The sequence below is a fragment of the Methylomonas sp. LL1 genome (assembly GCF_015711015.1).
Classification (GTDB): Bacteria; Pseudomonadota; Gammaproteobacteria; order Methylococcales; family Methylomonadaceae; genus Methylomonas.
Window position 1 is genome coordinate 1,871,669 of sequence record NZ_CP064653.1, and the last position, 19,753, is coordinate 1,891,421.

24 protein-coding genes are annotated in these 19,753 nt (G+C 47.8%); 14 read left to right on the plus strand and 10 right to left on the minus strand.

All coding sequences use genetic code 11. From position 1 onward, the window contains the following. Nucleotides 1-240: 240 nt before the first annotated feature. From IVG45_RS22885 to IVG45_RS08745, 5 genes are all read left to right on the plus strand, one after another. Nucleotides 241-714: a type II secretion system protein gene (locus tag IVG45_RS22885; RefSeq protein WP_330165389.1), complete on the plus strand. Its 474-nt coding sequence runs from the start codon at nt 241-243 to the stop codon at nt 712-714. A gap of 88 nt (nt 715-802) precedes the next feature. Further along, the gene (locus IVG45_RS22635; protein ID WP_230874879.1) at nt 803-1,360 is read left to right on the plus strand and encodes a hypothetical protein; all 558 of its coding nucleotides are present in this window, start codon (nt 803-805) and stop codon (nt 1,358-1,360) included. Further along, nucleotides 1,344-1,787 carry a type IV pilus modification PilV family protein gene (locus IVG45_RS08735; RefSeq protein WP_196437440.1) on the plus strand — a complete coding sequence of 148 codons (444 nt, stop codon included), beginning with the start codon at nt 1,344-1,346 and terminating at the stop codon, nt 1,785-1,787. Before IVG45_RS22635 ends, IVG45_RS08735 begins: the two co-directional genes overlap by 17 nt. Next, a complete protein-coding gene (locus IVG45_RS08740; protein ID WP_196437441.1) occupies nt 1,787-2,578 on the plus strand; it encodes a type IV pilin protein in 792 nt (263 codons plus the stop codon). Before IVG45_RS08735 ends, IVG45_RS08740 begins: the two co-directional genes overlap by 1 nt. Further along, nucleotides 2,575-2,973 carry a hypothetical protein gene (locus IVG45_RS08745; protein WP_196437442.1) on the plus strand — a complete coding sequence of 133 codons (399 nt, stop codon included), beginning with the start codon at nt 2,575-2,577 and terminating at the stop codon, nt 2,971-2,973. The genes IVG45_RS08740 and IVG45_RS08745 overlap by 4 nt, the downstream gene beginning before the upstream one ends. 322 nt (nt 2,974-3,295) lie before the next feature. On the opposite strand, the gene lipA is transcribed toward IVG45_RS08745, so the two are convergent. The 7 genes from lipA to IVG45_RS08780 form a co-directional block, all read right to left on the minus strand. After that, entirely contained in the window at nt 3,296-4,252 is a 957-nt protein-coding gene (gene lipA / locus IVG45_RS08750; protein ID WP_196437443.1) for a lipoyl synthase, read from the minus strand. Beyond that, nucleotides 4,249-4,800: a lipoyl(octanoyl) transferase LipB gene (gene lipB, locus IVG45_RS08755; RefSeq protein WP_442923369.1), complete on the minus strand. Its 552-nt coding sequence runs from the start codon at nt 4,798-4,800 to the stop codon at nt 4,249-4,251. The genes lipA and lipB overlap by 4 nt, the downstream gene beginning before the upstream one ends. Before the next feature lie 70 nt (nt 4,801-4,870). Further along, the gene (locus IVG45_RS08760) at nt 4,871-5,137 is read right to left on the minus strand and encodes an HP0495 family protein (protein ID WP_196437445.1); all 267 of its coding nucleotides are present in this window, start codon (nt 5,135-5,137) and stop codon (nt 4,871-4,873) included. After that, nucleotides 5,134-5,973 carry a D-amino acid aminotransferase gene (locus tag IVG45_RS08765; protein ID WP_196437446.1) on the minus strand — a complete coding sequence of 280 codons (840 nt, stop codon included), beginning with the start codon at nt 5,971-5,973 and terminating at the stop codon, nt 5,134-5,136. Before IVG45_RS08765 ends, IVG45_RS08760 begins: the two co-directional genes overlap by 4 nt. Continuing rightward, nucleotides 5,973-7,133, minus strand: coding sequence for a D-alanyl-D-alanine carboxypeptidase family protein (locus IVG45_RS08770; RefSeq protein ID WP_196437447.1), 1,161 nt, complete (start codon nt 7,131-7,133; stop codon nt 5,973-5,975). Before IVG45_RS08770 ends, IVG45_RS08765 begins: the two co-directional genes overlap by 1 nt. 538 nt (nt 7,134-7,671) lie before the next feature. Continuing rightward, nucleotides 7,672-8,847 (minus strand): hypothetical protein, encoded by a 1,176-nt coding sequence (locus IVG45_RS08775; RefSeq protein ID WP_196437448.1) that lies wholly within the window; start codon nt 8,845-8,847, stop codon nt 7,672-7,674. A gap of 36 nt (nt 8,848-8,883) precedes the next feature. Continuing rightward, entirely contained in the window at nt 8,884-9,918 is a 1,035-nt protein-coding gene (locus IVG45_RS08780) for an IS30 family transposase (protein ID WP_196437449.1), read from the minus strand. A gap of 400 nt (nt 9,919-10,318) precedes the next feature. On the opposite strand from IVG45_RS08780, the gene IVG45_RS08785 reads away from it, so the two are divergent. Next, on the plus strand, nt 10,319-10,693 hold the full coding sequence (locus IVG45_RS08785; RefSeq protein ID WP_196437450.1) for an EF-hand domain-containing protein: 375 nt from the start codon (nt 10,319-10,321) through the stop codon (nt 10,691-10,693). A 101-nt stretch (nt 10,694-10,794) separates the two neighbouring features. Here IVG45_RS08785 and IVG45_RS08790 read toward each other — a convergent pair whose 3' ends face one another. Continuing rightward, nucleotides 10,795-12,462 carry an alpha-keto acid decarboxylase family protein gene (locus tag IVG45_RS08790; protein ID WP_196437451.1) on the minus strand — a complete coding sequence of 556 codons (1,668 nt, stop codon included), beginning with the start codon at nt 12,460-12,462 and terminating at the stop codon, nt 10,795-10,797. Between the two features lie 693 nt (nt 12,463-13,155). On the opposite strand from IVG45_RS08790, the gene IVG45_RS08795 reads away from it, so the two are divergent. The 7 genes from IVG45_RS08795 to IVG45_RS08825 all read left to right on the plus strand — a co-directional run bounded on the left by IVG45_RS08795 (nt 13,156) and on the right by IVG45_RS08825 (nt 17,279). Further along, complete coding sequence (locus IVG45_RS08795; protein WP_196437452.1) at nt 13,156-13,416, plus strand: DUF883 family protein; 261 nt, start codon at nt 13,156-13,158, stop codon at nt 13,414-13,416. 160 nt (nt 13,417-13,576) lie between these two features. After that, on the plus strand, nt 13,577-13,975 hold the full coding sequence (locus tag IVG45_RS08800; protein ID WP_196437453.1) for a BON domain-containing protein: 399 nt from the start codon (nt 13,577-13,579) through the stop codon (nt 13,973-13,975). Nucleotides 13,976-14,001: 26 nt separating this feature from the next. Beyond that, nucleotides 14,002-14,517, plus strand: a complete 516-nt coding sequence (locus tag IVG45_RS08805) for a DUF1269 domain-containing protein (protein ID WP_196437454.1) — start codon at nt 14,002-14,004, stop codon at nt 14,515-14,517. A 54-nt stretch (nt 14,518-14,571) separates the two neighbouring features. Beyond that, nucleotides 14,572-15,015 carry a DUF2383 domain-containing protein gene (locus IVG45_RS08810; RefSeq protein ID WP_196437455.1) on the plus strand — a complete coding sequence of 148 codons (444 nt, stop codon included), beginning with the start codon at nt 14,572-14,574 and terminating at the stop codon, nt 15,013-15,015. A gap of 131 nt (nt 15,016-15,146) precedes the next feature. Beyond that, nucleotides 15,147-15,563 carry a DUF2892 domain-containing protein gene (locus IVG45_RS08815; RefSeq protein WP_196437456.1) on the plus strand — a complete coding sequence of 139 codons (417 nt, stop codon included), beginning with the start codon at nt 15,147-15,149 and terminating at the stop codon, nt 15,561-15,563. A 124-nt stretch (nt 15,564-15,687) separates the two neighbouring features. Then, on the plus strand, nt 15,688-16,293 hold the full coding sequence (locus IVG45_RS08820; RefSeq protein WP_196437457.1) for a DUF502 domain-containing protein: 606 nt from the start codon (nt 15,688-15,690) through the stop codon (nt 16,291-16,293). 83 nt (nt 16,294-16,376) lie between these two features. After that, complete coding sequence (locus IVG45_RS08825) at nt 16,377-17,279, plus strand: cation diffusion facilitator family transporter (protein ID WP_196437458.1); 903 nt, start codon at nt 16,377-16,379, stop codon at nt 17,277-17,279. Between the two features lies 1 nt (nt 17,280). Here IVG45_RS08825 and IVG45_RS08830 read toward each other — a convergent pair whose 3' ends face one another. Continuing rightward, nucleotides 17,281-18,333: an AI-2E family transporter gene (locus IVG45_RS08830; protein ID WP_196437459.1), complete on the minus strand. Its 1,053-nt coding sequence runs from the start codon at nt 18,331-18,333 to the stop codon at nt 17,281-17,283. Nucleotides 18,334-18,660: 327 nt separating this feature from the next. After that, on the minus strand, nt 18,661-18,852 hold the full coding sequence (locus tag IVG45_RS08835) for a hypothetical protein (protein ID WP_196437460.1): 192 nt from the start codon (nt 18,850-18,852) through the stop codon (nt 18,661-18,663). Between the two features lie 361 nt (nt 18,853-19,213). On the opposite strand from IVG45_RS08835, the gene IVG45_RS08840 reads away from it, so the two are divergent. Then, nucleotides 19,214-19,588, plus strand: coding sequence for a hypothetical protein (locus IVG45_RS08840; protein ID WP_196437461.1), 375 nt, complete (start codon nt 19,214-19,216; stop codon nt 19,586-19,588). The last annotated feature ends 165 nt before the right edge of the window (nt 19,589-19,753 follow it).

The following is a 19,753-nucleotide window of genomic DNA, read 5'->3' on the forward strand; positions in this document are numbered from 1 at the left end:
CGGGGCGCGCGCCGGAACTCGATGGACCTTAATCCTTGCGGATTGCAAATATCGCAAAAAATGAATTTTCGTATACTCATGTAGACTGTCTGGAGAAATACCTGAAAGTGGAAAAGTATGGCATGCAAATTGACTTTTGAGCCAAAATTGGCCGCAATTGCAGTATAGTCTACACTTATCGGGCTTCATCCTGATTCGGCTTTCTTCTTGTTCAAAACAAAATAAATATAAGGTAACAAAGTGAGATTACATAAACAGCAAGGTTTTACATTGATCGAATTGGTCATGGTAATCGTGGTACTTGGGATTTTGGCGGCGGTAGCCTTGCCGAAGTTTGCCGATCTTGGAAAAGATGCCAGGAAAGCCACGTTGCAAGGTGCCCAGGGTGCGGTTAAATCAGCCGCGGCTATTGTTCATGCAAAGGCTCTCGCCGAAAGCAAAACCACCACCGGCGACGACAGTGAATCCGTCACCCTGGAAGGCAGCACCGCTATTACCTTAAAGTACGGCTATCCTAATGCGGCAACAATCGATGAGGCAGCGGGGATTTCTTCAAGCGATTACCATGTGGCCGTTGCCAGCGGTGTCAGCACCATAAGCGGCACCAAGGATGGTGGTTCTACCGCCATTGGCAGCTGCAATTTTACTTACACACCGCCCGCTAGTGCCGGTGCCGTACCAACCATTTCCGCCGTGACTTCTTCCGGCTGCTAACGCTAAAAGCAAACCGCAATTGTCTCGAGGCATAGGTCCGAGCCTACCCCTCGAGACACGGCGTATCGCCGGACTACTAAGGCGATTTATGGCAACAAATGTACCTAGTCCAAACCATTTGCCGTTGACTGAGCTAAGCCCTGATTCAACCACCGCCGTGACGCGTTCCGCCAAGCAAGCCTGTCAGACCGGTTTCACCCTGATTGAATTAGTCATGATCATCGTGATGCTAGGCATTCTATCGGCCACTGCGATGCCCAGGTTTTTTGACCTATCCATCTTCCAACAACGCGGCTTTTTCGACGACACCCTCAATGCGATGCGCTACGCCCAAAAACTGGCGGTAGCCACCGGCTGCAATGTTCAACTCAGCATCGCCGCCAATCAATACCAACTGAAACGGCCCGGCGCCAGCAATCGCAGTTTATGCGAGTCGACCAGTGCCACAGACTTTACCCTCGAGGTTATTCGACCCGGTTCCGGCGAAGCCAGCTATCAAGGCAATCAATCCGGCGTAGCGGTCAGCGATGCCACGTTATATTTCCTTGCCAACGGCAGCGCTTCGACCGGAGCGACGATCACGGTCGGCGGCCGGCAAATCACGGTGGTGCAAAACACCGGCTTCGTCTATGACAGCACGCCTTAACCGACAAGCTGGGGTCACCCTGGTCGAGCTGATTTTAAGCATGGTAATCATCAGCGTGGCTCTGGTCGGCATATTGTCGGTGATGAATCTGACGGTCAGCCACAGCGCCGACCCGGTGGTACAACATCAGGCCGTCGCCATCGCCGAATCCTATCTGGAGGAAATTCTGCTGCAGCATTACAGCGGCGGTGCCAGCAGCGGCCGGGCCGATTTCGACGATATCGACGACTACAACAATCTGCTCGACAATGGCGTGCATGACCAAAACGGCACGGCCATCGCCGGACTCTCGCAATACACGATTTCGGTGTCGGTCTCCGCGCCTATTGCCCAGGAGGGTGGCGTCAATGCCAAACAAATCAGCGTCAGCGTGTCCGGCCCCGGCGTCAGCGGTTTGACTCTGGTGGGTTACAGGGCCGATTATTGATGTTTAAGCGCCAACAAGGTTTTACGCTGATCGAGCTGATTACCGTGATCGTCGTCATCGGTATACTGGCGACCATGACCACCAACATTATCACGCTGCCGGTCAACAGTTATTTCGACCAGCAGCGCCGTACCACGCTGGTCGACAACGCCGAATCGGCCTTGCGCTTGATGCAGCGCGACATCCGCCGGGCCTTGCCCAACAGCATCCGCGTCAGTGGCGGCGGCACGGCGCTGGAACTGCTGCATACCAGCAATGGCGGGCGCTATCGGGCCAAACTTTCCGCCGACGGCAGTGGCGATTTATTGGATTTTACCGCCGCCGATGGCAGTTTTGACGTCATCGGCGGCTTGAGTAGCGCGCCGACCGGCGAACTGGTGATCTATAACTTAGGCGAAAGTCTGGCCGACGCCTATGCCGGCGACAATCGAGCCAGCTTGAAAGACACCTCGACCACCACACTGATCAATTTAGCCGCGGCCAAAAAATTTCCGTTGCAATCGCCTCGGCAGCGCTTCTTCATCGTCGATACGCCCATCAGCTACCGTTGCGATTTGCCCAATAAGCAATTGTTGCGCTATTCCGGCTACGCCATCAGCGCCGCGCAGGCCAATCCACCCGCCGGCGCGGCCGGACAATTACAAGTCAATCATGTCGGCGCCTGTTCGTTTGCCTACGCGTCGGCCACGGCCAACCGTTCCGGCTTGGTAACCTTGCAAATCACCCTAACCGATAGCGCCGGCGAATCGATTCGATTGATTCATCAAGTACATGTGGACAACGCCCCATGAAAAAACAACAAGGCTTTTCCATCGTCATGGCGATTTTCATTCTGGTGGTTTTGGGTTTGTTGGGGGGGTACATGGTGCGGATGAGCGGCGTACAGCTTGCCACATTCAATCAGGCCCTGCTGGGCGCCAGAGCCTATCAAGCCGCGCGCGCCGGTATCGAGTGGGCCATGGCCCGCATCAACAATGGCGGCAATTGCGCCGATGTCAACGCGCAAACCGCCATGAGTTTTTCCGGTCTTGAAGGTTTTAGCGTGAGTTTGAACTGCACCAGCCAGAGTTTCTCGGAAGCCGACCAAAACCCTACCGTTTTCCGGATCAATGCCCTGAGCCAATTCGGCGCTTACGCCAGCAGCGATTATGTGGCACGCCGGATCGAGATCGCTATCGTCAATTGACCAACAATCCGCAAGGCATAAAAAAGCCCACATAAAGTGGGCTTCGTCCTGTTTTTATTATTGATGTGGACGCCTACCATTAAAAATGGCGGATTAATAACTTGCGATTATTCTTATTGTTTTGCCGGGTTAGCGGCCGCTTTCCTTCCTCTCCTCATTTTGAAAGAGTCGATTCTTGCGATTCGTCTCTACCTTATTCAAGGTAGGGGCATTCTATTCGATAATGATGGCCACGTCCAGTAAAACCGCGACAAATTGTCGCACTTAATTGAAAACAACAGAATAAGCGCTTTGATTCAATCAGTTAGAATAAAAGCGATAACTAAATAATCCCGGCTGCCTGTAAATCGGCATGGTAGGACGAGCGCACCAACGGCGCGCTGGCGACTTGTTGAAAACCCAGCTCTCGAGCAATCTCGGCATAACGTTTGAATTGATCCGGGTGAATATATGCCTTGACTGCCAGATGATCTTTACTCGGTTGTAGGTATTGTCCCAGGGTCAACATGCTGCAGCCGTGCGCCAGCAAATCTTTCAATACCCGTACCACTTCTTCTTCGGTTTCACCTATGCCCAGCATCAAGCCGGATTTGGTCGGTACATCCGGCAATAGCTGTTTGTGGCGCTGTAATAATTGCAACGAAGTTTGATAATCCGCCCCCGGCCGTGCTTCCGAATACAACCTGGGTACGGTTTCCAGGTTATGGTTAAACACATCGCAGGGCTGCTGTTGCAAAAGCGCCAACGCCGTATCCATGCGGCCGCGAAAATCCGGCGTCAGAATCTCGATGATGGTACTCGGGGACTGTAGCCGAATCGCGGCGATACAAGCGGCAAAGTGCCCTGCCCCGCCGTCGCGCAAATCGTCGCGATTGACCGAGGTTACCACCACATATTTCAAAGCCATCGCCGCAATGGTACTGGCCAGATTGCGCGGTTCCTCGGCATCCAAGGACTGTGGCTTGCCGTGAGCCACATCGCAGAAAGGGCAACGGCGGGTGCATAAATCGCCCATGATCATGAAAGTGGCGGTGCCGTGACTGAAACATTCCCCCAAATTCGGACAGGCGGCTTCCTCGCAAACCGTATGCAATCGGTTTTCTCGCAGCGATTGCTTGATTTGATTAACCTTGTCGCCGACCTGCAGTTTGATCCTGATCCAATCGGGTTTGCGCAACACCGTTTCCGGCTTCTCGACCTTGATCGGAATCCGTGACAGTTTGTCGGCGTTGCGTTGATGGGTTTCGGGAGTGGTGCGCGATGGCGCATTGAGTTTCATGATTCGATGGCCTTGATGATGTGATGAACAACCGGCACCGCCAGTTCGTGAGTCCGTATCTTGACGCCGAAATCGGCCAACTGGGTTACTTCCAAGCCGGCATGGCCACAAGGGTTGATGTTACGAAACGGCGATAAATCCATGTCATTGTTCAAGCTCAATCCATGATAACTGCAACCGCGCTTGATTCTAAGCCCCAGCGCGCCAATCTTTTTGCCGTCGACATAGACGCCGGGCGCGTCGGATCGAGCCACGGCGGCGACACCGAATTGACGCAAGGCGGCTATCATCGCGCTCTCCAACAAGGTTACCGCTTGACGCGGCCCCATGGATAAGCGGCGCAAATCCGCCAACAGGTACACCACCAACTGGCCGGGGCCATGATAAGTCACCTGCCCGCCCCGGTCGGTTTCGACCAGCGGAATAGCGCTTGTCCGCAACATGTGTTCGTGCTTGCCGTTTAGGCCCAGGGTAAAAACCGGCGGATGCTCGGTAATCCAAATTTCATCGGCCGTGTCCGCCGAACGCTCGGCGGTGAATTGTTGCATGTCGCGCCAGACGCTTTGATATTCCCGCAAGCCCAACTGCCGGAGGACGGTTTGCCTGTCCACGGTGAACTTACAGCGCCATCAACACATCAGGGTGATCGGTCAGACCCTGATAAATGGCATCGAGTTGTTCGCGGCTGGTGGCTTCTATCATGACCGTTACCGAGACATAAGTCCCGGCTCGGCTCGGACGGCTACTGACGGCGCCCTCGCGAATATCGCCGGCATGACGGCGGACGATTTCCACCACGATGGCGTCGAAATCGTCGCGGCTTTTACCCATCGCCTTGATCGCGAACTGGCAGGGAAATTCTAAAAGACTATCTGTTTCGCTCATGCTAACGATTGTTTATAGGCTTGAAATAACCGGTCCATTTTTTGAAAAACCGGCCCCGGCTCGCCATCGCCCACGATGCGGCCATCCAATTCGACCACCGGCACGATTTCACGCGTGGAGCTGGTCACCCAGATTTCGCTGGCGTTTTCCAAGGCTTCCAGCGCGATCACATCTTCCCGGCACGGGATTTGATGAGCCTCGGCCAGTTCCAATATCACATCGCGGGTAATGCCCGGCAGAATTTCGTTGGTTTTCGGCGGCGTGATCAGTTGGTCGTCGATCACCGCAAATAAATTGCTGGCGGCGCCCTCGGTGACATAACCGTTTCTGGCCAATATCGCTTCGGCGCAATCCTGATCCAGCGCTTCCTGCCGCAACAACACATGGGCCAACAAGGCCGTGGCTTTGACATGGCACAGTTGCCAGCGAGTATCGTCCAGCGTCACGGCCTTGACCCCGCTGATGCGACCGGCAAACGGCTTGATCTCGTTACACATTGCAAACACGGTCGGCACCACATGCTCGGGAAAGCCATGATCGCGCTTAGGCGCGTAGCCGCGGGTAATCTGCAAATAAATGTATTGATCCTTGCCGCTGTCGAGCATGGGTTCAAAAATCGCCCGCCATTCATCCGCGCTTTTGCTCAGTTCCAGGCGAATCGCCCGCAGACTGTTATCCAGCCGCGCGATATGGTCCTCGAACCGGAACAAACGGCCGCGATAAACCGGAATGACTTCGTAAACCCCATCGCCGAACAAAAAACCGCGATCCAGCACCGAAACCTTGGCATCCGCCAACGGCAGGTATTCGCCGTTTAAATAGACTGTGTCGGCCATTATTTCTCCAGCATGACCAAGACGGCGTCATACAAACGGCGGAAAAAACCACCTTCGGCAATACTATCCATCGCCACCAAGGGCTTGCTCAGAATGGTTTCACCGGCCAAAGTCACATTCAGGCTGCCGACCGTGTCGCCCTTGTTGATCGGCGCCAGAATGGCTTTATCGACTTGGGTTTCGCCCTTCAGTTCATTGAAATGCTTGCGCGGCGCGGTGACATAAATATCTTCGGCCACCCCCACCGACAGCTTGGAGGTCTCTCCTTTCCTAACCCTGGCTTCGGCCAAGGCGGTACCGGCTTCATACAAGCGATGGGTTTCGAAGAAACGGAAGCCGTAGTTCAACAACGACTGGCTTTCGTTGGCGCGCGCATTGGGGCTGGAGGTTCCCATCACCACCGCGATCAGCCGCATATCGTCGCGTTTAGCCGAGGACACCATGCAATAACCGGCATCGTCGGTAAAGCCGGTCTTGACGCCGTCCACGGTCTGATCCCGCCACAACAATTGGTTGCGGTTTTGCTGGGTAATATTGTTATAGGTGAATTCTTTTTGCGAAAACCAGCGGTAATATTCCGGAAATTCCTTGATCAAGGCTTGCGTCAGCAAGGCCAGATCGCGGGCACTGCTGTAATGGTTGGGCGTGGGCAAACCGGTGCTGCTCTCAAAATGACTATTGACCATGCCCAAGCGTGAGGCCTGCTCGTTCATCATCGTCGCAAAGGTCTGCTCGCTGCCGGCCACATGCTCGGCCAGGGCCACGCTGGCATCATTGCCCGACTGGATGATGTCGCCCTGCAACAAGTCTTCCACCGACACCTGTTTATTGACCTCGACAAACATCTTCGAGCCGCCGGTTTCCCAGGCGTTTTGGCTGATGGTGACTTTTTCGTCCATGGTCAAATGGCCAGATTTCAGCTCGCGAAATACCACATATACGGTCATGATCTTGGTCAAACTGGCTGGAGACACCCGTTTGTCCGGATCTTTTTCAGCCAGAATGCGGCCGCTGTTAAAGTCCATCAAAAAATAACTGGTACCGGCAATACTGGGCGCGGCCGGAGTAAATATCGGACCGGCGGCCTGCAAGCTTTGCACAGCCAGAAATAAAAGCAGCCCAACAAAAAGGCTAAATGTTGAACGGAAAGATAACATCATGATTGCAATTCAAAAGTCATTCTGGGAACGGCCATTGTACCACCGTCCCGCCCCGCTAAGAAAAACGGCGCGAAACTGGGGTGATTCAAACTGATGGGTGTTCCGTTTGCCTACAATGGTTCGGAGAAGCGGAAAAATGCCGAAGCATGCCGTTAATCCCCTTAGTCCGTCCGAGCATCGCAGTAATTGGCGAGAAATGCCCTCGGGGGAGGGAAAGGAGAGCCTGCCCCCACTTTTTCGAGCCTACCGCTCGTTTTCGGTGGGGCTGGGAAGCCCTTTCCGAAAACCCGCGCCAAATGCGGGAAGCACGAGTATCGGGCGGCATAATTACTGAAAAATACCGGATTTTCTACCAGAACTAGGAAAAAACTTCAGTGCCCACTTATAACCGTAGAGTACGGCAAGTGACGGCCAATCTGAGACGCTCAATTGAATGTATTTTCTCATTTTGAATAGCAAGTATTGGGAGAAAGCAGCCACTCAAAGCATGAGGTATTTACTCTTATTTCCAATAGAGGAATTCCCATTATCGGCACCTTTAATTATCTTTTTCTGTTTTATCATTCTTATCTCTTAAGGTATTTAACATTTCATGAGCCAGTATATCCATGGCTTCTTTAATTTGACTTTGAAAAACTATTTTATCATTACCACAGTAGGCATTCATTACATAACAAGATGGAGATTTTTGAGTTCGTACTTCATAAGGTCTATCTTGTATGCTAGCTTCAGATTCGCTATAAATCATAGTTTTTCCGAATAACACTTGACCTGACTTGATATCGTTGACAGTAAAATGCATGGCAAACTCCATGCAAAACGTGCCGTCTTTTGCGCATTCTCGAAGTTGAATACGCTGAATATCTGCTTTTAAAATCGTCTTCAGTCCATGAAGACTAGCCTCTTCCATTTGATTTAGAGAATGACTGAGATTGAGAGGAGCAGGTGAAAATGTTTTGGGGAATGTTTGAATAATTGCATCGCCAAGCTTGGTGGGAAAATCGTAATGCGCCAACTCTTGTTGCAAAGATGAAATACAGGGCTGCCACTTTGCTTCCGTATATTCACCATAACCAGCTCCTATTAAAGCGCCAACGGGTAAATACATAAGATATAACATTAATATACCAGCACATGCTTGACCGCATCCACCTCCGCTAAAGTTAGGAGATGGTGGATTATAAGCCTTGCCTGGATCGCCAATACCTGTGAAACGGCTCATCCCCCGTCTAACCCATGGTGGAGTAAATAATTCACCCTGCTGTTGAATCACCAAACCAATTGGTTGTAAATCGGCTAAAGTCCTATTGATTGCCAAAGGTTGAAGCAATTCAGTAACGAACGGCTTTGAGTCTGCGAAGAACTCTTGGGTGATCAATTTTGCTGCTTCCGTTTCATCATGAATGGCATCAACTACGTCGCAATTTACCAATAACCCATATTTTGTATCGTGACATTTACTGCCGAGGGAACCCCCATAAATTATTTTTACATCCTGCCTGACATGAAGTACAAAATGTTTAGATAAGGGTGTTATATATGATGATTCGGAAGCAGACTGATAAGTTGTTACCTCTAAATCATAATCGCCTGGGGGGGCATAAAAATAAATCCAACCTTGGGTCTTAGTTTCCTCTGACGGAGTCGCCACTTGGTCTGTTCGGGGATAAATCTTTACTGGCGCATCTCCAGTTGCTAGGTTTGATAAGGCCAAAGGGCGGATTCAAAACCGAAGTGCAACACCTCGATATTAATGAAAGAGAGTTGACTGTTGCGAGCTGTTCAGCAGCAATTCCCTGTAAACAGCGAGCGGACAGCGTACCCCAAGACCTTTTCGGGGGCGAGCGTTAATTTGATCGGCAATCGCATCGAGTTGTTGCTGGGTGTAGCCTGACAGATCAGTACCCTTAGGCAAATACTGACGAACCAGGCCATTCATGTTTTCGTTGGAGCCGCGTTGCCAAGGGCTATGGGGATCACAGAAGTACACAGCAATGCCGGTATTGGCCGAAAGCTGCTTGTGTAAAGCCATTTCGCGCCCTTGGTCATAGGTCATACTCAGCCGCATTGGTTGGGCAATGCTGTTGAGCTTATCGGTAAAGGCTTGCAGCACATTGGCGGCGCTGGCAGGCTGTGGATGGGGCAGTTTGATCAGCATCAGCAATCGACTAGTTCGCTCCACCAAGGTGCCGACGGCACTGGCATTGCCCGCGCCTTTGATGAGATCGCCTTCCCAATGCCCTGGAAACTGGCGGTCTTCGATTTCAGGTGGCCGCAGGTGGATGCTGAGCATGTCCGGTATCTGGCCGCGACGGTCTTGGCCTTTGCTGCGGGGCACACGTTTGTTTTTGGCCTGGCGTAGACAGGCAATCAGATCGCGTTTTAATGTGCCGACCGGCTGGGCATAGATGCAGTTGTAGATGGTTTCGTGTGACACGCGATACTCATGGCCTTTGGGATAGAGCGCGGCCTGCGCCAGAGCAATCTGCTCCGGTGACCAGCCTTGCTGAAGGAAATGCTGAACAACGCCAAATAACACGCCGTCAACCTGCAGTTTCTGTCGAGGTCTGGATTGTCGCCGCCGATGTTGACAGGCCTGGTGCGCTTGGACACTGCCGTAATGATCGGATGTGCTATTACGACCCAGTTCTCGGCTGATGGTGCTGGCGGGACGTTTCAGCACCCGTGCTATGGCACGAACACCGTAGTTTTGTTGCTTCAGACTGCTAATCGTGACGCGCTCTTCAGGCTGAAGCTGTTGATACTGTTTTGTGCTGATTTCCATGTGCATACCTTACTGGCATTTCGGGTGTTGCACTTCGGTTTTGAATCCGCCCCCCTTTAACTATTGAATACTATATAGCGATTAGTGCTGCTGATCCGTTCGGCATCGCACATTGATAACTTATTTTTTCAGAATTACCGAAAACGCAGATCTTTGAAAAATAATTATGTACGCCACCGAACCGACTGGAATGAATGATTTAGATTACAGTTCAGTTGGTATAAATTAATTGACTTGGCTTAAAAATATGATGTAAAGCCAATAATGAAAAATATATTTCAAAATTTTCAGTAGAGTTATTTTTTAGAAATTCTAATTAAATATACAAGACAAGTAAAAAAATGTTTTTTGAAAGATTTTTTTCAAAAATCCGACTATTAACCATCAAAGTAAAACTACTATGAATATAAAAAAACACACTACAAAATCATCTAACAATACCAGTTTGGCACCCAATATGATCCGTATAGCCACGCTGATAGGTATTGGACTTTCTATTGTGATTAATCCTGCATACGCCGAGACGTCAAATTCAGGTAATCAAAATTCGCAAACTAATTCTGCCAAAAAATCAGCGGATGGCAAGGGAAAGTTACCCACATTTGCCGAAGCCGATGTCAATGGCGATCATTTCGTGACGAAAAGTGAATTACAAAACTTCCCTTACTTGCTGCAGACCTTCGACAAAGTCGATGCGGGAAATGATGGCAAGCTAGAGCAGCATGAATACCAAAACCTGAAAATGGAAACCAAACGAGAAGGTGAAGTTAAGTAAGTTGTTATAAGCCAATGCAAGGACGCATTGGCAACTCAGCCGTTCAGTGAGTTTTATGGATTTAATCCTATTCGATTAGTCCTGACTATTTTACATGCCAGTTAATCTAACTGATTAGCTATGGCTAAAGACTGTCCCGCGCTAATAAGCGATTCGGGGCAGTCCAGTCGCCCAGTGTGAATTTCAATGAATATCAATTGATCAGACCTAGTTGCTATAGCCAATGCCTCTTCAAGCTCTCCTTCGGTGTGGACATCAACACCTAATCCACCGCCATACACCTCCACCAGTTTATGATACTGCCAGGGCTGGAGATCATTGTAGGGATGGTCGCTAATGACTCGCTCTATCGTGTAGCCTTCATTATTGATCAGAAATATAACGGGCTTGAGATGGTTGCGGATCATCGTTGACAGATCCTGGCCGGTTACTTGAAAAGAACCATCCCCCACGAATAGAACGACCTGTCTGGCTTTTGCCGCTATAGCGGCACCTAGGGTGGCTCCTATGCTGTAGCCGATAGAACCATAAAATGTTTGCCCGATAAAAGTGGCGCCTTTGGGCAGCAGTAATTCGGCAGCACTGAATAGCGATACGCCGGTTTCTGCAACGATAATCGCATCGTCTTCTATAAAATGACTCATGCGATCGAAGAATCGCTTGATGGTCAGCGGTTTTTGTCCATCAGCAGAGTATTGTTCCGAACGGCGATGAACACAGCCATCGACCGCCGATCGGATATCCAGGGTTGTCGAATCGCGTCGGGTAAGACTTTTGGTCAACCCAAGGATAAAGTCATGAAGTGACACGTTCTCGTAAACATGATGTTTGATCTGAAGGGAACGGCTGTTGACGCTGATCGTTTTCACATCATCAAGCTTGGCGGTAAAACCACCGGTGTTAAAATCGGTGAGCAATGCCCCGAGCTGCAATATGCAGTCGGCAGACTCTACTCGATTTTTTACGTAGTCGCGGCTCCGTTCTCCCTCATATAAACCGATGAATTGTGGATGTTGTTCTGACAGAACGCTTTTGCCCAACATCATGGTGGCATAGGGAAAGCCGGTTTTTTCAAGAAAATCTGCGAATGGTTTTTGCAGTTCAAATCGTATCAACTCCACATCGCCAATCACCACTGGTTTATCGGCATTGTTTAGCATCTTCGTGGCTTCATTGATCGCCTCAGCGAGCACATCAGGATCACTACCGAGGTCAGGCGGGAACAGGAAAGCCTCAGGATAACGGCATTTCATCATCACCACGTCAGCGGGAAGACTTATATAGACCGGTAGTTGATGAGAAAAACACACCGATAACACCCGGTCGATCTCGGCGGGTGCCATATCAGCAGAAACCAGTTCAGTCGAGGCGGCCGTAATTTTCTCGTATATTCGCAGCGGAATCTGATAATCGCCTAATGTGTGATGCAGCAATGGCCGGTTGCGGAAATTAATCGTCGCCGGAGAACCGGTGATTACTACTATGGGCACTCTCTCCGCGAATGCGCCCGCCACACCGTTGAGCGCGCTTAACTCACCCACGCCATAGGTTGAAGAAAATGCGCCAATACCCCGAATACGTGCGTAGCCGTCAGCAGCATAGGCTGCATTGAGTTCATTGCAGGTACCGACATAGGCCAGGTCGCTTTTCAAAACCTGATTGAAAAATCCCAGCACAAAGTCGCCCGGCACACCAAACAGGTGATCCACGCCTATCTCTTTCAGTCGAAATATCAGGTAATCGGCAACGGTGATGTCTGAATTACTCATAGTGATGGCTCCTGATCTTGCTGCGTAAACAAAGTCAAATGGTTAATTCGTGAAAGATCAACTTGCGGCTTTGAACACCGCTAATGATTAAATGGCTGAATGGCTATTTGGATAGCCTACCTGCAAACTATGATTTGGTCGGTACGGCAAAGCACATTGATGGCTTGTTGCTCAATTACGTCGTGCATTTACACCTAAGTCCAGAACGTCAACCGTATCTTGTCATCTATACAGATATTGGAGGTTTTACCGAATGAAAATTGAACTAAAAAAGAAATCGGGGATGTCAAAATAATTTTCAAAAAATCTAATTCTGGGCAGATAAAGAAATTCATCTTCAATGTGCGACAACGCACCGACTCTAAGACGATTTTCCTAGAAACTTTAACCCAGCTTGCTTCTTGATGTCTTTAAACAGCCTGTTTGAATGTAAGCCAAATCCAATAAATAGAATTATATACACGAATATTTTAGGAGATATGTCATGGGTAAATATTTTATAGGTTGGCTGCTGGGCGTGCCGGTGATTGTTTTGGTCATTATTTATTTATTTTTCAATCATTAATCGCTCTGTCCACCTGCAGCCATTTAAAAGACTGTTAAGGTCGGCGTGCCATGTGTAATTAGCATGGTGTTGACATCATCAGATTTTGAAACCAACCGATCCTTTTTCTTTTTTATAAGGAATCCATTATGGAAGCAACAAACAATACCAACACTGTCGATGACACCGTTGACCGAATTAGATCAGGCGCTCACTCGGCCGTTGACAAAGTAGCCAATGCAACCTCTCAGGCAGCAGAAGTGCTGGGTCAAAAAGGCGAGCAATTGAAAAACGTGGAGCAGCAGTTTTTAGAAGATTGCCGCGGTTACATTGATAAAAATCCCGCCACTTCATTAGGTATAGCCGTCGGAGCCGGTTTTCTGTTAAGCCGGCTGTTGAGCGGGCGCTAGACCATGAACCTGGTTCCGAGAACAGGTTTTACCAAGCAACAGCGATTTAACGATGACATTTGTCGTTAGATCAAGTGGGTGGTCATTCGTTGAAACAAAAGAATAAAGCCTGCCATTCAATTATTTCGAAAAAGAAACACTCACTATTTAGGAGCTAAATATGTCAACACGCTTATTGTTAGTTACGTTCACTTTGACAGGCAGTTTAATAATGATGACGGGTACTGTTCGAGCCGAACAGAATAGCGCCATCTATCTTGCGGCCGACTCAACATTGGAAAATACCGAGATCAACGTTCGCGACAAGGATAACTCGACGTTAACCCCGGAAGATCAAAAGGAAAACGAAGGCGATATCAAAATTACAGCGGCCATCCGGCAAGCTGTGATTAAAAATGAGTCATTTTCAGTTAATGCGCAAAATATAAAAATCATTACCCGTAATGGAGCCGTGACTTTGCGCGGGCCTGTAAAAAATGAAGCCGAGAAAATTAAACTGCAAGATATCGCCAAGCAAACGCCTGGTGTACTGCAGGTAAATAATAACCTTGAATATTAAGCGCCATAAAGGCCTTGGAGAATCACATGACTAAAGCAGTTTTCTGTATCGCCCAAAATACCGATCAGGGAGAGAGTATTGTTAATGACCTGATTGCCGCAGGTTTTTCAAATAATGATATATCGGTGCTGTTTCCCGACAAATCCAGCACCCAAGATTTTGCGCATGAAAAGCACACCAAGGCACCGGAAGGAGCGGCGATTGGTGGGTCAGTGGGTTTAGGTACTGGCGGTGTACTCGGATTGTTAGCCGGGATTGGTGCGCTGGCTATTCCAGGCGTGGGTCCCTTTATCGCCGCAGGACCCATTATGGGCGCCTTGAGCGGAGCAGCAGTAGGTGCTACCGCTGGAAGTTTGACGGGCGGTTTAATCGGACTGGGTATTCCGGAGTACGAAGCCAAACGCTATGAAGGAAAAATCACCGGAGGCAATGCTTTGATTTCTGTCCATACGACAAGCAGCGAAGGGGTTGATAAAGCAAAAAAAATCTTTGAGGCCGCCCATGCCGAGGATATTTCCTCGACGGGAGAATCGTCAGTTTAAGCTTGATGCCGCGATTGCATGTCGTCAAAAAAATAATCAACCAGGAGTTTAATTATGCATACCATAGACACACTCAACAAATTTCTAAAAGACGAATTATCTGCAACGGAAACCTATCAACAGGTGCAGGACAAACTTGCCGAAGATGCCGCATTGGGCGAATCGAAGGATCTTAGGCCCATTTATGAGGATCATAAAGAGGCCGTTTCCAGTTTACAGACGCTCATCAGTCAACTGGGAGGAACTCCCTGCGAGGATTCAGGAGCTTGGGGCACTTGGGCGCAAATAGTCCAGGGAGGCGCTAATCTGCTGGGTAAAGAGGTGGCACTCAAGTCTTTACAGAGCGGCGAAAAAAGTGGCGCAGAAGCATATGAGGAAGCGTTGCAGGAGACTGAACTGCCTTTAGAGATTCGCTCTTTGATTGAAACGCAGTTGCTGCCTGCTCAACAAGCTCATATTCGTGCTTTGGATCGGCTTTTGGCCACCGAAACTGATTAGTTTTTCGTCCTTACCTTAGCGCGCAGTTTTTAAATGAAGCCAGCGTGGATTCAAATTAATTCGTGCTGGCTTTATTTATTCCGTTACCGGCCTTTAAATAAAGGTTTTTGATGTTTTTAAGGGAGTCGCCAATGTCACTATTTCATGCTGAAGATTCAACAAGATCAAGCCTGGATCGCGTTCGTAGCTCCACCGCTTCCGATGTCAACGAAGAAATAGATCTTCAAACAGATATCAATACTCAACATTATAAGGGCAAATGCAAGGCAGAAATTCTTGAGCGTATTCAAATGCTGGATAAGGAATGGGATATAGAACGAGTGCTTGAAGTCAATGCCTCTACTTTAGCTCTATCCGGTCTGATTCTCGGTTTAATCAAAAATCGAAAATGGTTATTTCTGCCCGGCATTGTTTTGCCGTTTCTGTTGCAGCATGGCATACAAGGATGGTGTCCTCCCTTACCCCTCTTGCGCCGGTTTGGTATCCGTACCCGGGGAGAAATCGACCGGGAAAAATACGCGCTTAAAGTCCTGTTAGAGAAAAACTGAATTGAATGTAAGATGCAATTTATGCTTGCGGTGAGGTTCATAGGGTATACAAGGTATAGGAGCGAGCCAACTATCCCCCTTAATTATTATCTAGCTTATGAATTACGATAATTGGACTGTTAATATGAAACCGATTAGTAAAATTTTTTTCAAAGGGTTAATCGCTATTATTCCCCTTACATTCACTCTTTATTTGCTTATCTGGTTTGCCGGTACTGCAGAATTGGCACTGGGGAATATATTCAAATTTTTCTTCCCTGACAGTTGGTATATAAAGGGCTTGGGGTTTGTGTTAGGTCTTCCTCTAGTGTTTTTTTTCGGGGCTTTCCTAGAATCTCGAACGTTACGAAGCCTGTTCAATAACTTGGAAGAACTTGTTATCCAAATTCCTGTTGTTAAAAGCGTTTATACAACAATACGCGATTTCAGTTCTCTTTTTTCCAGTAAAAACAAAGGAAAATTTAAACAGGTAGTTCTAATTAATGTACCTCCCGGCAATGGTCAACAAATAGGTTTTGTCACCGTTTCAGACTTTGAAGAAGTTTTACATACTTTTATTGCCGATGACCAGATTGCCGTATATTTGCCATTCAGTTATCAGATGGGGGGCAACACCGTCATTATGTCACGGGGAAATGTAACAGAAATAGATATGTCTGTTGAGGATGCTCTACGTTTTATCGCAACAGCGGGAGTTGTTGGCAATGTCAATGATGACAAATATAGATGATTCTCTGTTCTTGATAACGCTTCCCAATTTACTTTGAACTCTCGGGCAAATTTTATTCCAACCTAACTGAATAAAATTCATCCATGCCATCTCCCAACCCAACCATCGCCATTCTTTATGCATTTGCTGCGAATTTAGGCATTGCAGCGGCAAAAACCGGTGCTGCATTCTGGACGGGTTCTAGTTCTCTATTAGCCGAAGCCATTCACTCGTATGCCGATTGTGGAAACCAAGTACTATTGTTCATCGGTATGAAACGATCTGAAAAAGAAGCGACCCGTAAACATCCCATGGGTTTTGGAAGGGAATCTTATATTTGGTCCATGATGGTGGCATTCATCTTGTTTTCCGTAGGTGGCGTGTTTTCCATTCATGAAGGATGGCAGCGATATATGCACCCGCATACTGTTGAAAATGAGGGTGTCGCATTGCTTGTTTTGCTGATTGCGTTGGGTTTGGAATATTTTTCTTTAAAAAAGGCGCTGGCGGTAATTCAACCAGAGAAAGGCGTCCGCTCACTGTGGCAATGGTTTAAAGATACTCAGTCCAGCGAATTGATGGTGGTTACAGGTGAAGACCTGGCAGCCTTGGCTGGACTCGGGATTGCGCTGGTAATGCTGGGCCTGACAATGATTACCGGCAATACCGCCTATGATGCCGTAGGCTCGATTTTAATCGGGGTTTTATTGATTACAGTTGCCGTTGTGGTGGGCACAGAGGTGCACTCTTTGCTGCTCGGTGAGGCGGCTGTTGATATCAGCGATAACGTACAGCAATATCTGGAGAATCAGCCCTGTGTACTACAGGTACTGAATGTATGGGCGATCAATCACGGCAATAATGTCATGGTTACCATTAAAGCCGAACTCCAACCCGATATGATCGTGATGAATGCAGTTGATGAAATTAATGCGATGGAACGGCAAATCAAGCAAACGCATGCGCGGGTTAAATGGATATTCTTTGAGATTGATAACGCTGATTAAGTTATTGACGGTTACTTACCTGGCTTTCTTTTCCCAGGATCTCCCAACAGGTAATAAATAAAGCCGCAATAATGGGGCCTAGTACAAATCCTGTTAAGGAAAACCAGGTTAATCCACCCAGAGTGGATACCAATACCAAATAATCCGACATTTTACTGTCTTTACCTATCAGCCGTGGCCTCAGAAAATTATCAATCATACCAATGACTAAAATACCGATTGCCAAAACGATAGTTCCTTTTAAAGTTTGTCCTTGTAAAAATAAAATGATCGCGGCAGGAGTCCAAATTAGAGCGCTGCCTATAGGTAATAACGATAAAACTATCATTAACATACCCCATAAAAAAGCTGCTGGAATGCCTACAAACCAAAATAATAATCCCCCGATACTGCCCTGAATGACAGCGACTAGTAATCCGCCTTTGACAGTCGCTCGAGCTACGCTGGTGAAACGCTCAAATAACTCTATTTCTATCCTGTCACCTATTGGGATTAAGGACATGAGTTTTCTTATCAATTGTTGGCCATCCCGCAATAGAAAAAATAGAATGTAGAAAGCTAGGGCAACCTGAACGATCAGATTTAATAGGTTCTGGGTCAATGCGGGGAGTTGTTGCGCTATATATTTTACTGCTTGGGTAAAGGCATTCCCTGCTGAGGCGCTTATCTGCTCAACGCTTACTGCTTCCATATGTGAAAGCTTATTGAATATTGGCAAAAGAAGCGCGAGAGTATCTTGAAAATAAACTTGAGGATTTATTTCCCCGTTTTGTATCTTTTGATAATAGGCTGTGCTTTCATCCGTTATCATCAAGGTTAAGGTCAACAAAGGAAGAACAAAAACCAGAATAATCATCATCATGGTCAAAAACAACGGCAGTATTTCTGAGTTTTTAAAATAGTGTTTAATCCACTGATAAACAGGATGAAAAACTACCGCCAGAATGATGGCCCAAAAACAAGCTAATAAAAAATCTTTAATCAATAGAAAAAAAGATACCGTCACTAACAAAACGAAGGTCAGAAAAAGAATATAAGGGGTATTTTTTTGCATGGCCACCAACTTGAAGCAAATGAACAGTTTAGGTACCCTATCATTGCAATAATGAGTTCCCAAAACAGTTGGAATCGGGGTCTGAAGTCCAGTGATACGAAAACGTACACTCAGACCAGATATAACCAAAAATCAAGTCTAAAAATTAGTCTGTTCGATAGCGTAGCTTATTAGAGATTGGGGGGTTCTGATCCGTTCAGCATCCAACATTGGTTGCTGAATTATTCAGAATTTCCGTGGACATCGAAACAGGCTTGCAACTTAAGGTTTCTCTTGCAACGCCTCTTGAAACAAACCGGACCAACCTTCTGAGAGGGCTTGAGCCGATCAATGCCAATCGTTTTTGTGGGTTTTCTTGATTTTTTCCCTGACATCACTAAACCCATTTTGCCTCTTGCCGACATTCTGCTGTGGGTATCTATCTACCTCAATATCGTCTTGGTCCCGTTGGGTATTAATTACATTCTCACTTACAGATGGGGTTTCTTCGGTTTGCTGATTAGTCTGTTTATGTTTCATCACGGTTTCCTGACAATTCGTTGCTGTTACCCAAAGGTCTAATAACAATTCTCGTCGCACGGTAAAAACAGTACCGATAAAAATGAAATGATTCAGTGCGGTACTGCACATAGGACTGGGCGTTGAAAAGCGACATGTTCTCCGCCTCTGACGAGTCTCATCTCCGTTGCGGTAGATAATTCGAACCAATCACCCAAAGCGAACGCCCAGAAAACCTCATTTCAACCTTGGTCAGTTAAGACAAAAACTGCACATCACAAGACGCTATGTGATTAATCGTACAGACATCCTGAAGCAGAACGGTATATACATACGGCGTAATCGCTTTTCCTTGAAAATCGTTCTTAAAGGGAGTTCTAACATGTATAAATTAATTGTCGGATTTATCCTGCTCATCACTTTTCCCATGCTTTGTAGGGCCGAAGTGCTTAATGACGCTCAAAGTTCGCCCGTCCAGCCTTCTGACACCGAATCACAAACGACCTCGGAAAAAGCCAATGGCGACTCTGCGGACACGCAAGGCGGAGCTTACGATATCTGCCTACGCGCCACTCAGCGCTTCGAACAACAGGAAAAAGAAAAAGGAACCGAAAAAGCCGCAATAGCATCACTATCCGCTTCGTGCAAAACGGAATTGAAGCCCGCCAAGTATTGGTTTTGCATGGAAAAAGAAGCTATCGCGGAAGTCGACTTTAATGCCGCCCATTGGCGTTGCGCAAAAAAACTTAACCATTAAATTAACAATGGATTCAGAAGCTAATCGTAGAGGCATAATGTCAGTATTGAGAGTTGAAGACTCAGCAAAAACAAGCCCGGATCAAATTCGAAAATCAACTGCTGTCCATGTAAACGCAGCAATCGATCACCAATAATCCCAAGGTCAGGCAAGATAAACTGGCAG